This window comes from Nautilia abyssi, from assembly GCF_055388085.1.
Genome location: NZ_AP042376.1, coordinates 1,340,001 through 1,351,623 on the forward strand (window position 1 = coordinate 1,340,001; position 11,623 = coordinate 1,351,623).

General features: G+C 37.0%; 13 protein-coding genes (1 of these 13 running past the window's edge). 2 read left to right on the top strand and 11 right to left on the bottom strand.

The window, feature by feature from the left end:
- Window positions 1-2,365: the 5' portion of a carbamoyl-phosphate synthase large subunit gene (gene carB / locus ACZ5EP_RS06950; protein WP_464508508.1), read on the bottom strand. 908 nt of this gene lie to the left of the window's left edge; the window shows 2,365 of its 3,273 coding nt (coding positions 1-2,365); it begins with the start codon at window positions 2,363-2,365; its stop codon lies beyond the left edge, outside the window.
- Window positions 2,366-2,461: 96 nt separating this feature from the next.
- Between carB and ACZ5EP_RS06955 the strand changes: the two genes are divergently transcribed.
- Window positions 2,462-3,277 (top strand): 3'-5' exonuclease, encoded by an 816-nt coding sequence (locus ACZ5EP_RS06955; protein WP_464508509.1) that lies wholly within the window; start codon window positions 2,462-2,464, stop codon window positions 3,275-3,277.
- On the opposite strand, the gene ACZ5EP_RS06960 is transcribed toward ACZ5EP_RS06955, so the two are convergent.
- A complete protein-coding gene (locus tag ACZ5EP_RS06960) occupies window positions 3,278-4,033 on the bottom strand; it encodes a glycerophosphodiester phosphodiesterase (protein WP_464508510.1) in 756 nt (251 codons plus the stop codon). It lies immediately after the preceding gene.
- A gap of 9 nt (window positions 4,034-4,042) precedes the next feature.
- Window positions 4,043-5,557 (bottom strand): glycerol-3-phosphate dehydrogenase/oxidase, encoded by a 1,515-nt coding sequence (locus ACZ5EP_RS06965; protein ID WP_464508511.1) that lies wholly within the window; start codon window positions 5,555-5,557, stop codon window positions 4,043-4,045.
- A 61-nt stretch (window positions 5,558-5,618) separates the two neighbouring features.
- On the opposite strand from ACZ5EP_RS06965, the gene ACZ5EP_RS06970 reads away from it, so the two are divergent.
- Window positions 5,619-6,407: an undecaprenyl-diphosphate phosphatase gene (locus tag ACZ5EP_RS06970; protein WP_464508512.1), complete on the top strand. Its 789-nt coding sequence runs from the start codon at window positions 5,619-5,621 to the stop codon at window positions 6,405-6,407.
- A 1-nt stretch (window position 6,408) separates the two neighbouring features.
- Here the strand turns inward: ACZ5EP_RS06970 and ACZ5EP_RS06975 are convergent, their stop codons facing one another.
- The 8 genes from ACZ5EP_RS06975 to ACZ5EP_RS07010 all read right to left on the bottom strand — a co-directional run bounded on the left by ACZ5EP_RS06975 (window position 6,409) and on the right by ACZ5EP_RS07010 (window position 11,614).
- A complete protein-coding gene (locus ACZ5EP_RS06975) occupies window positions 6,409-6,588 on the bottom strand; it encodes a hypothetical protein (protein ID WP_127679266.1) in 180 nt (59 codons plus the stop codon).
- Window position 6,589: 1 nt separating this feature from the next.
- The gene (gene carA, locus ACZ5EP_RS06980; RefSeq protein WP_464508513.1) at window positions 6,590-7,714 is read right to left on the bottom strand and encodes a glutamine-hydrolyzing carbamoyl-phosphate synthase small subunit; all 1,125 of its coding nucleotides are present in this window, start codon (window positions 7,712-7,714) and stop codon (window positions 6,590-6,592) included.
- Between the two features lie 6 nt (window positions 7,715-7,720).
- The gene (locus tag ACZ5EP_RS06985; protein ID WP_464508514.1) at window positions 7,721-8,278 is read right to left on the bottom strand and encodes a DUF507 family protein; all 558 of its coding nucleotides are present in this window, start codon (window positions 8,276-8,278) and stop codon (window positions 7,721-7,723) included.
- A gap of 80 nt (window positions 8,279-8,358) precedes the next feature.
- Entirely contained in the window at window positions 8,359-9,072 is a 714-nt protein-coding gene (locus tag ACZ5EP_RS06990) for a hypothetical protein (RefSeq protein ID WP_464508515.1), read from the bottom strand.
- Window positions 9,041-9,589 carry a MotE family protein gene (locus tag ACZ5EP_RS06995; RefSeq protein ID WP_127679262.1) on the bottom strand — a complete coding sequence of 183 codons (549 nt, stop codon included), beginning with the start codon at window positions 9,587-9,589 and terminating at the stop codon, window positions 9,041-9,043. Before ACZ5EP_RS06995 ends, ACZ5EP_RS06990 begins: the two co-directional genes overlap by 32 nt.
- A 17-nt stretch (window positions 9,590-9,606) precedes the next feature.
- Window positions 9,607-10,380: a phosphatidylserine decarboxylase gene (locus ACZ5EP_RS07000; protein ID WP_464508516.1), complete on the bottom strand. Its 774-nt coding sequence runs from the start codon at window positions 10,378-10,380 to the stop codon at window positions 9,607-9,609.
- A gap of 11 nt (window positions 10,381-10,391) precedes the next feature.
- Window positions 10,392-11,381: a phosphoribosylformylglycinamidine cyclo-ligase gene (purM, locus tag ACZ5EP_RS07005; RefSeq protein WP_464508517.1), complete on the bottom strand. Its 990-nt coding sequence runs from the start codon at window positions 11,379-11,381 to the stop codon at window positions 10,392-10,394.
- Window positions 11,381-11,614, bottom strand: a complete 234-nt coding sequence (locus ACZ5EP_RS07010) for a YgaP-like transmembrane domain (protein WP_127679259.1) — start codon at window positions 11,612-11,614, stop codon at window positions 11,381-11,383. Before ACZ5EP_RS07010 ends, purM begins: the two co-directional genes overlap by 1 nt.
- Between the last annotated feature and the right edge of the window lie 9 nt (window positions 11,615-11,623).

Below are 11,623 nucleotides of genomic sequence, written 5' to 3' on the forward strand. Positions count from 1 at the left end.
GCGAACATGCACTGTCCCCTGAGTGGATTCCGGCTTCTTCGATATGCTGCATAATACCGCCGATATACACTTCTTTGGTATCACTGATAGCGTCTACGTCAAGTTCGATAGCTCTATCGAGGAATTTGTCTATAAGTACCGGGCTTTCATTTGAAACGCTTACCGCTTCATCCATATACGCTTTTAGTTCGTCTTCGTTGTAAACGATTCTCATAGCTCTTCCGCCAAGTACGTAACTTGGTCTGACAAGTACCGGGTAGCCGATATTTTCCGCGATTTTATATGCTTCTTCTTTTGTAAAAGCAGTACCATTTGCAGGCTGATTAAGACCAAGCTCTTCAATAAACGCTGAGAATTTTTCCCTGTCTTCCGCAGTATCGATTACCTCAGCGGATGTCCCTATAATATTAGCATTGATTCTTGTAAGACCTTTTGCAAGTTTAAGAGGAGTCTGCCCCCCGAACTGAACGATAACACCGTCCGGTCTTTCAAGCTCAACTACGTTTCTTACTCTTTCAAAAGTAATAGGTTCAAAATAAAGAACATCGCTTGTATCGTAATCAGTTGAAACCGTTTCCGGGTTACAGTTATACATGATTGTTTTAACGCCTAAATCTTCAAGTGCAAAAGCCGCGTGTACACAGCAATAGTCAAATTCAATCCCCTGCCCGATTCTGTTCGGTCCGCCGCCTAAAATAAGAACTTTTTTATCATTTTCAAGGTCGCTTCCTCTTAAAGGCACGTTTTTGGTAACGTTTACACTTGAATAAAGGTAGCTTGTAGTCGTATCAAACTCGGCCGCACAGGTGTCAACTTCGTTATAGTCGATTTCAACACCTAATTTTTTTCTTGCCTGATATACGTCCTCTTCGGTTTTGCCTATAAGTTTTGCAATCATTCTATCGCTGAATCCGTATGTTTTGGCTTTTCTTAAAAGATCTTCGTTTTCTAAAATCTCCGGAATTATCTCTTTTTCAAGTTCAATAATTTCTTTAATCTGATTTAAAAACCACGGGTCAATTTTGCAAATATCAAAAATTTCCTCAACGTTTTTACCTCTTCTGAATGCTTCCGCAACATACAATAATCTGTTTTCATTAGGAATTCTTATGTTTTTAACAAGAGTCTCTTCATCGCATTCTATTTTTTCAAATCCGTCAAGTCCCGTCTCAAGTGAATAAAGAGCTTTTTGAACTGATTCTTTAAACGTTCTTCCTATCGCCATAACTTCACCGACGCTTTTCATTGAAGTGGTAAGAGTAGCGTCAGCCTGAGGGAATTTTTCAAACGTAAATCTAGGAATCTTAGTAACAACATAATCTATTACGGGCTCGAAACTCGCCGCTGTGCCGGTAATATCGTTTTCAATTTCGTCAAGTGTGTATCCCACAGCTAAAAGAGTCGCTATTTTTGCAATAGGGTATCCAGTAGCTTTAGAAGCGAGAGCCGAACTTCTTGAAACCCTCGGATTCATTTCAATTACAATCATTCTTCCGTTTTGAGGGTTTACCGCAAACTGAACATTACTTCCACCCGTATCAACGCCTATTTCTCTAAGAATGGCAAAAGAGGCGTCTCTCATTTTCTGATATTCTTTGTCAGTAAGCGTAAGTGCCGGTGCAACCGTAATACTGTCACCCGTATGCACACCCATAGGATCAACGTTTTCTATAGAGCACACAATAATACAGTTATCATTTCTGTCCCTGATAACTTCCATTTCGTATTCTTTCCAGCCGAGCATTGATTCAAGAATTTCTATTTCGCTAATCGGGCTGGCTTCTATTCCCGTTTTGGCAAGAGCTTCAAACTCTTCCATGTTGTAAGCTACACCGCTTCCTAGTCCGCCAAGTGTATATGCAGCTCTTACAATTAAAGGAAATCCGATATTTTTTGCAATTTCAACAGCTTCATCAAGGGTATGGGCGGTTTCACTTTTTGCCAAATCAAGCCCTATTCTTTCAACGGCCTGCTTAAATTCTTCCCTGTCTTCACCCTTTTTAATCGCTTCCGGGTTCGCTCCTAAAAATTCAATGCCTTCAAGCATTCCTTTTTCATACATTTCCATTGCAACGTTAAGTGCGGTCTGCCCTCCCATTGTAGGAAGAATCGCATCAACATTTTCTTTTTCGATAATTTTTGCCACCACATCTGCGGTAATCGGCTCGATATACGTAGCGTCGGCAAATTCCGGATCTGTCATAATTGTAGCCGGATTTGAGTTTACAAGAACAACTCTATATCCTAATGATTTAAGTGTTTTTGCGGCCTGGACGCCTGAATAGTCGAATTCGCAAGCCTGTCCTATTACGATCGGACCGGAACCTATAAGCAGTATGGTCTTAATATCTTCTCTTTTTGGCATACGGTACCTTTTTTATATGTAATTATATCTTAATAATGAAAAATGGAAAACTGCAAAACATAAAAATAATGTATAATTCCATAAAAAAGGCTTAATTTGAGTTTACCTCAAAAAATTGAAACGTTAAGACTTGCCACCGTTTTTAATAAATCCGTAAGAGATTATGCAAAAGAAAAACTTAAAAACGACAAATCCTACCTGCTTAAATGTTTAAAAGAAGACATCAAAGAAAACATAATATTCAGAAACTATAACGATTATCTCGTATCCGTAGTTTTGGAAGAAGAAGGCAAACTTAAAAGATTCAAACCCATTAAAAGACAAAAAGTATTTTCCACAAAAGAATTTTTAAAATTTTACTTAACCGATTTAGAAAACACACCTAAAGACTACAGAATCAAAAAAGTAGGAGTATTCGATACCGAAACGACAGATATTGCGGGATATATCGTATCATATGCTTTTGTTATCCAAAATATGGAAGATTTAAGCACAGAGGAGATATACGACTTTTTAAACCCTGAGGCAAAAATAAGCGAAGAGGCGTATGAAGTTCACAAAATCAAACAGGAAGACCTGGTAAACAAACCGACTTTTAAAGAAAAAAAAGAGGAATTTTTAAAAATATTCGATAACCTGGATATGGTAGTGGGTCACAATGTATTATACGATTTCGGCGTACTTAAAAGAGAACTCGAAAGAGCAGAACATTTTCCGAATATCATTGATACTCCGATATTCGACACAATGTATTATTCAGCCGATGTCGTAGTGCTTGAAAAGAAAAAAATGCCCCGTCTTGAAGAGTGTGTGGCGTTTTTCTTCGGAAAACAGAACGTAAACTACCACGATGCTTTGGAAGACGTTAAAATGACGCTTAAAGTATTCAACAAACTTCTTGAAGAGAAATAATCAGTAATCGCAAAATATTCCCTTAACCCCTTGATCAAACAGTTTAAGTTTAAGTTTTTCGTCATCCACCGTATATACGTTCGTAAATATTCCGCTCTTTAGCAGTACCTGTATATCCTCTGTTTTTAAATGTTCTACATCCACATGATAAGAATCGACTTTTAAATCTTTCAGATAATCCAAAAGCCCTTCTTTATAACCGTCAAAAAGAGCGGCTTTATAAAAACCTTCTATTTTTCTGACATAATCATGGTTAAAAGAAGAAATTATCACATAATCTTTAACCCCGTGTTTTTCAACCCTGCTTAAAACATCCCCGACAATAAAACCGGCATCAAGATCGGAGTTTTTTATTTCCAGATTTGCCGGAAATCTGTTTTGTTTTATAAATTCCAGCACCTCATCAAGCGTAGGAATAGAGTGTTTAGGAATGGTATTTAAATAACCGTAATCCAAATCCGTATTAAAAGGGTTTTGTTTTATAAACCAGGATACATTGTCAAGACGTTTTATTTCATCAAAGGTCAGTTCTCTTACCGTATATTTGTCAAACATCTCCTTTACATTTGTACATCTCAACAGATCCTCGTCGTGAAAAATTACCGGCACCATGTCTTTGGTATACTGAACGTCAAACTCAAACATATCAAACCTGCCAAGAGCAGCCTGAAACGCAAAAAGCGTGTTTTCCGGGAAATATGCCCTGTATCCTCTGTGGGCTATGCAAATATGCTCTTTTTTAAACGGTGCAAACATCTTTTTTCCTTATATATCCGTATCCAGAATTTTTTGTGCTGATATGAGCTCATTTTGATATTTTTCATCAGACCAGCCAAGTTCTTTTTTAAATATTTTACATACAGGTTCTAAAATTCTTTTGGCTTTTACCCTGTCCACAATTCCTACCATACTCCGTCTGACGATAAAGTCCAGCGGTTTTTTGGCATATTCCATCCTAATGGAAAACAAAACTTCCCCTTTTAATATATCCTCAACCAAAACATCCTCTCCCATTTTTAATACTTGTTCAGTTTCATCCCCGTAAAGTTTCAGCAGCCTTTCATATTTTCCGTTTTTGTATTTTTCATACGCTTCTTTTAGATTGCGTGAACCGATAAGTTTATAATCGTATGTACGGCATTTTATATCTTTAAATCCGAAATTCTTAATTACAAAATCCACGGCGTCTTGAGCCATCTGCCTGTATGTAGTCCATTTGCCTCCCGCTATGGTTACAAGGCCGCATTCAAGCTTTTCAATAATATGCTCCCTTACTATATTGGCGGTATTCGTTTTTTTATCCAAACTTACAAGCGGTCTTATACCTGCAAAAGAAGCCAAGATATCGTCTTTTGTAACGTTTAAGGTAAAATACCGGTTAATGTGTTTCAAAATATAATCAATTTCTTCTTCACTCACTTTCGGATGCTCTTCAATCTCCGCTTCAACGTCTGTAGTCCCAACAAGACATTTATCCATAAAAGGCAGTATAAACAAAACCCTTCCGTCTTCGGTTTTAGGAATAAGCAGACCTTCATTTACAGGCAGAAACTTTTTATCAAGGACAATATGCACCCCTCTGCTCGGGACAATTATATTTTTAACGTTTTTATCCGCCATTTTTCTTATTTCGTCACTGAAAGGACCCGTGGCGTTTATTACCGTTTTTGAATATATTTTTTTAATTTCACCGCTTTCCCTGTCCAAAACTTCCACACCGGCGATTTTACCCTTATCGAAAATAAACCCGGTTACTTTATGATGGTTATATATTTCAGCGCCGTTTTCCGCTGCCGTTTTTAATATCGCAATTACCATCCTCGCATCCAAAAACTGTCCGTCGTAATATTTTACGGCAGCTTTATATTTTTTAACAGGAAGATTTTCTGGTTTATTTAAAATAAGAGAGCTTCTTCCGACTCTGAATTTTCCACTAAGCAGATCATAAAGAACAAGCCCCGAATAAATGTAAGGCACCTGAAGCCACTTATAAACCGGGGTAATCAAAGAAAGCCTGTTTGACAAATGCGGAGCATTATTGAGTATTCTGTATCTTTCCCTTAACCCTTCCAAAACCAGTGAAAACTGCTTTTTATCCAAATGTTTTACCGCAGCCTCAAGATATCTGACACCTCCGTGAGCCAGTTTGGTGCTTCTCGAGCTGGTGCCTTCGGCAAAATCGTTCTGTTCAAATAAAATTGTTTTAAATCCCCTCAGTGCGGAATCAAGCGCTATACCGCTGCCTGTAGCTCCGCCTCCTATTATCAATATATCATACATTTTTTGCCTTTGCTTCTTTTACATATTATAATTCGTTTTACAAATTAAATAAAGGGCGTTTATGACAGTAATAGACAGCATTATTCTCGGAGTAGTAGAAGGTGTGACTGAATTTTTACCGATATCCTCAACCGCTCACCTGATTATCGTATCTACCCTGTTAGGACTAAAACAGACAATGCAAAACGTGGCTTTCGAAGTCATTATACAGCTTGGCGCTACACTGGCTATAGTATGGATATATCTTGAAAAAATCAATTTCAAAGAAATAAAACTTTGGAAAAAAGTTTTTCTGGCGTTTATGCCGCTGGCTGTCATAGGTTTTCTGTTAAGGCATCAGATTAAAGAACTCTTTACCATAACTACGGTAGCATGGATGTTTATAATCGGAGGTATCGCTTTTTTTATCGTAGAAAAACTTTACAGTGAAGAAAAAGTAAAAGTTAACGATGTTGAAAAAGTAAGTTTCAGACAGGCGTTAATAGTGGGGATATTTCAGGTGTTTGCACTAATTCCGGGTACAAGCAGAAGCGGAGCCACAATAGTCGGAGGGATGCTCAGCGGACTCAGCAGAAAAACAGCTGCGGATTTCAGCTTTTTACTGGCAATTCCGACAATGTTCGCAGCAAGCGGATATGAGCTTCTTAAAAATATACACTCTTTTTCCGATCAGAATTTCACTGTTTTAGCCGTAGGATTCGTAATAAGTTTCTTAAGCGCATATGTTGCGGTAAAACTGTTTTTGAAATTTGTACAAAAATACACACTCAACGCATTCGGAATTTACAGAATAATATTCGGTATTTTACTGCTGTATCTGATCAATCAGGGAATTATCCAAAACGGATAATTCATTCTTCCATAAAATATTTTATAGCCAGATAATAAGCAAAATAGATTAAAAAGAAAAATATTACGGTAGAAACAAGAGGATTGCTCATAAAAGTGGTGACGAGTGCAAAAATTGCAACAAAAAGAATAAAAAGTTCAAAAATCCCAAACATTATTTTGTTCAGAATTTCAAACTTCATTTTAAATCATTTCATAAAACTGTTTAAAGATATATTTAGCGTCTCTCGGCCCTGGACTTGCTTCCGGATGATGCTGAACCGAAAAAACTTTTTCGTTTTTGTATTTTACGCCTTCAATTGTGTTGTCAAAAAGGTTTTTATGCGTTACTTCCGCAATCTCTTCAATCTTTTCAGGTACGTTGTAGTTATGGTTTTGTGCCGTAATTTCAACTTCCGGATATTTTCCTATAAAGTTTTTAACCGGATGGTTTCCGCCGTGGTGACCGAATTTAAGCTTAAATGTAGGATAACCGTGCGCTATGCTTAAAAGCTGATGCCCAAGACAGATTCCAAACATAGGAACTTTTGCCTCAAGCAGTTTTTTGATTTTTTCATGCACATCTTTTAAAATAAGAGGATCCCCCGGTCCGTTGCTTAAAAAGACACCCTGAATTTCTCCGTTTTGATATTTTTCAATTACTTTTTCTACAGGTGTATCGGCAGGTACTACCACACATTCCATTCCGGCTTCAGTCAGTTCGTTTAATATGTTTCTTTTTACCCCGAAATCATATACGACAATTCTCTTATCGGTGTTTTTAGGATTATATTTGAATTCTATATCGTTCCATGCGCCGTTTGGATGTATATATTCTTCTTTGGTTGTAACTTCTTTAATATAATCTATTTCCTGAATGCTTGGCGTTGAATCAAGTATTTTTTTAAGCTCTTCTTTATCGTGAATTTCACTCGATGCTATCATCATCATAGCACCTTCTTTTCTTAATGTTTTTGTTAAAAATCTTGTATCAATTTCGCAAATACCCAAAATTCCCTGTTGTTGTAAAAATTCTCCAAGACTTTTTTCGCCTCTGAAATTAGAATAAGTATCCACATATTCTCTGACAATTACGCCTTTTAACCATGCGCCTTTACTTTCCATATCGTCTTCGTTTACTCCGACGTTTCCTATTTCAGGCATGGTAAATACAACAAACTGCCCTGCGTAACTAGGATCTGTAATAATTTCCTGATATCCCGTCATTGAAGTATTAAACACTATCTCACCGACACTTGTGCCTTCAGCGCCGAAGCCTTTCGCTTCAAAAAACATTCCGTTAGCCAAAAGAATACTTATTTTCATCATTATCCTTTAAATTAATCCTCTTTTTCTCAGCTCCTGCTCATACAGTCTTTGAAAAACCAGTTCAAACTCTTCACTTCCCGGAACAAGCGGTCTTTTATAATTTTCTATTTTTTTGTAAACCGCATCTCTTGCTTCAACTTCCCTGTGTAAAAACTCCATAACCGATTTATAAATTACATTTTTGATTTTTCCGTCTCTTACATCATAATCTATTAACTCTTTATCCCAAAGCTCTTTTACCAAGAAATGAGCCAAATCGTCTATTCTTTCATCTCTTTTAAGATTAAAGCCTTCTTCTTCGGCTATTTTGCTTTTGATAAGTTTGAATACTTCTCTTCTGTCCACATCATAAAAAAGAAACTCGTTCTCTTCTTCCTGATTCGCTAAAATTTCTCTTGCTTTATCTTCTATTTCCCTTTCCCACGCAACATCGTCTGCAATAATTTCTTCTATCTCTTTTGTAGCGTTTTCTATATTATTCGGAAAAGTAACATAACCGCTGTTTAATAAATCTATACTGATTTTTCTAGCAAGAAAAGGCACTTGGGCTTCTTTTATAAGCATACTAAACCTTTTTTTAAAATTATATCAAATAATAAGATATAATAGGTCTAATACGTTTGATTAATTTTACAAAACGCCCTTCAAAAAATATATTCGCTTTGTGCGTTTATTCCGGTTTCGTTATATCTGTTTGCAAAGTCTACTGCTTCATTTATTTTCTCGCCTCTTACCAAAAACCCTACACCACCTTTTGAGTCTTCAATTCCACCGGAAAGAATAATCTGAGCGTCTAAATCAAAAAGTGTTTTAAAAGCTTCTATTTCCGTAAAAACCTCTCCGGTAAAAAACCTAAGCATTGCTATTTTACTGCCTGTGGAAACATCTACGTTTTGTGACGTCTCTACAAAACAGGGTATAAGTTTTTCATGTCCCACCGGTATAATAATTTTCGCCCCCCTGCAGGCAGCCTTTATATAAAAATTACCGTAAGTGCCGCCGTTTGGATCGGCTGCCGCAACAGCGGCGTGTTTTTTCCCGTTTTCATACCAAAGGGCGTTTGCGCCTTTTATAAAAACATCTTTTGAAGATATATCAAACTCACTTATATCCTTTAGATTTCCGTTTTGAACAATTACGGCTTTGTCTCTGTCGGCTGTTACGTTGAATTTGCCCTTTACGTTACAGCCCGCAGCATAAAGTTTTGAAGTTTTTATCCCTAAATGATAAAGAAGATAGTTGTTGGTTGTTCCGTATGCTATATATACGCGCTTTGAAAAATCAATATATTTAGTTAAAGCCTTTGCGATTAAATGTTTCGCGCCGTTAACGGTTAGTAGTATTTGTGCCTGTTTCATTATTATCGCCTTGTTGCATCATCTGTGTAAGTTTAGCAGCCGTATAAGGATCCATTTTAGCAAGGATTTTAGCCATAACTTTCGGCTGAAGACGCTGGAGTATTTCAAGGGCGTCTTTAGGTTTCATGTTTGAAAGAATCTGCGCCGCGTTATTCGGACGCATTTTCGCGTAACTTTGAGTAATTTTGTCAAGTTTGGCTTTTTTAATGTCTGCTAGAATCTGCTGATTTTTTTTAATTAGCTCCTCAATCTGTTTTTTTTCATCTTCTATTTTTTTAAGTGTTGCGTTTAACTCTTCCTGCTGCTGTTTTAGTTTTTGCTCTTTTTTCTTTACAAGAGCCATATATGTGTTTTTAAGGGCTTCAAAGGCTTCCTGCTTTTCCAGAAGTCTTTCGGCCTGCGCCTCAAGCTCCGCCCTTTTTTGATCGAATATTTCATAACAGTCAAGAAGTTTTTGCTGATCAACGGCAAAAAGGGCGATAGGTATTAATAAAACCCATAAAAATTTAATTTTCACTTCTTAACTCTCCATTTTTAATATATTTCTCCGAGAATATCTCCTACTTCCACATCATCCTGCTGATTTAAATATTTAAAATGATCAGGCCCGAAAAACAGTAAAATGGAACTACCGAACTCAAATCTTCCGAGCTCGTCGCCTTTTTTTAGTTTTACAGGTTTATTATATTCAAAAGTTGTTATTTCGTTATAGTCTTTTTGTAGTCTTTCATCGAAATTAAAATGTATTTTACCTACAATCATGGCTCCAACGGCCACGAAATAGAAATATCTGTCTTTTTTGTCTTTACATCGTAAAACAACCCTTTTATTTTTTGGGAAAACAAGCTCTTTTTCAAGCTGGGCGGGTTTAACCGGCATCAATTCTCCCGGAATGTATGTGGCTTTTACAATTTCCATGTCAATAGGAACGTGGAAACGGTGATAATCTTTAGGCGAAAGGTACAGATTAACAAAATGTCCGCCGTTTAATTTTGTTTCATAAGGTATAAGCTCGCTTATATGATACTTTTTGCCTTTTATCTGATAAACATATCCGTCCTCGATTTCATCATGCGCTATAACCAGAGAATCCGAAGGACTCACCACTATATCTTCGTCTTCATAAAATTCAATAAATTTCTTGTGTCTGATGAAAAGATCGTTTAACGTTTCATATTCGCAAGGGTTTTCGGGTTCGAAATCTTCCATATTGATTTTAAAGACTTTTACATAGGTTTTATTGATAAAACACTGTATAAATTTCGGAAATTTTGTAGTTGCAATTTTTACGACTAATTTAGAGAGCAAACGGGAGGGGCTCATTTTAGTTTTACTCCTTTTTGTCCTTTTTCGATATGTCCTATTACATAAGCATCGGAATTAGAAGTGATATATTCCACATTCTCTTCATCTACCGCAAGAACAAGTCCTACACCCATATTAAACGTTCTATACATTTCCGCTTCATCCACGTATTTTGCCATAAAATCGAATATAGGCAGTGTTTTTATTTTATCTTTATAAACTACCGCTTCCAAATCGTCCGGCAATACTCTCGGAAGGTTTTCAACAATTCCTCCGCCTGTAATATGTGCAAGAGCGTTTATTTTATCTTTAAATTTTTTAAATTCTTTCACGTAAATTCTTGTAGGAGTAAGTAAAATATCAATCAGTTTTTTACCTTCGATTTCATCGTCGAATTTCATACCCAGTTTATCAAAGAACAGTTTTCTAACAAGCGAATATCCGTTTGAATGAATGCCGCTGCTAGGCAATGCCAGTAAAACATCGCCTTCTTTAACCCTTGGATTAAGTTCGTCTTCTTCAGCCACACCCACTGCAAACCCGGCCAGATCGAAATCGTCTTCACTGTACATTCCAGGCATTTCTGCAGTTTCTCCGCCGATTAAAGCACATTCGGCCTGTTTACAGCCTTCGGCTATACCTTTTACGGTCTCAGCAGCGGCTTCAACGTCAAGCTTTCCGGTAGCATAATAATCCAGGAAAAACAGAGGCTCACCGAAATTACATATAAGGTCATTCACACACATGGCGACCAGATCAATCCCTACGGTATCATATTTTTTAGCATCGATTGCAAGTTTCAGTTTGGTTCCCACTCCGTCAGTGGCACTTAATAAAACGGGCTTCTTATACCCCTGAGGCATTCTGAATGCGCCCGCAAAACTTCCTATTCCCCCTACTACGTTTGAATTAAACGTATCTTTTACGAAAGGTTTTATCTTTTCTACTAAAGAGTTGCCGGCATCAATATCAACACCGGCGTCTTTATAACTGATCGTTCCCATTATTCCTCCTCTTTGCATTCACAGTAACAACTGCCGAACAGTTTTGTAAGCAACCATGTGCTAGGGCAAAAATCAAACGCACCGTAAATAAAAAGCATAATTGAAACAAACGCCAAAAGCGCTAACGCCAAAGTCGTTACGCCTTTTGCAAGCAGTACTAAAATCAAAAGCATCATAAACGCCATTAAAAATCTCTGTAATCTTTCGGCACATACAAATTTTTTAGTTTTCATTTTTCTCCT

What these genes read in the sequence shown, in the direction of transcription:
- ACZ5EP_RS07010 (WP_127679259.1), bottom strand. Translation starts at nt 11,614, where the DNA reads ATGAAAACTAAAAAATTTGTATGTGCCGAAAGATTACAGAGATTTTTA.
- ACZ5EP_RS06965 (WP_464508511.1), bottom strand. Translation starts at nt 5,557, where the DNA reads ATGTATGATATATTGATAATAGGAGGCGGAGCTACAGGCAGCGGTATA.
- ACZ5EP_RS06970 (WP_464508512.1), top strand. Translation starts at nt 5,619, where the DNA reads ATGACAGTAATAGACAGCATTATTCTCGGAGTAGTAGAAGGTGTGACT.
- carA (WP_464508513.1), bottom strand. Translation starts at nt 7,714, where the DNA reads ATGATGAAAATAAGTATTCTTTTGGCTAACGGAATGTTTTTTGAAGCG.
- ACZ5EP_RS06975 (WP_127679266.1), bottom strand. Translation starts at nt 6,588, where the DNA reads ATGAAGTTTGAAATTCTGAACAAAATAATGTTTGGGATTTTTGAACTT.
- ACZ5EP_RS06960 (WP_464508510.1), bottom strand. Translation starts at nt 4,033, where the DNA reads ATGTTTGCACCGTTTAAAAAAGAGCATATTTGCATAGCCCACAGAGGA.
- ACZ5EP_RS06990 (WP_464508515.1), bottom strand. Translation starts at nt 9,072, where the DNA reads ATGAAACAGGCACAAATACTACTAACCGTTAACGGCGCGAAACATTTA.
- purM (WP_464508517.1), bottom strand. Translation starts at nt 11,381, where the DNA reads ATGGGAACGATCAGTTATAAAGACGCCGGTGTTGATATTGATGCCGGC.
- ACZ5EP_RS06985 (WP_464508514.1), bottom strand. Translation starts at nt 8,278, where the DNA reads ATGCTTATAAAAGAAGCCCAAGTGCCTTTTCTTGCTAGAAAAATCAGT.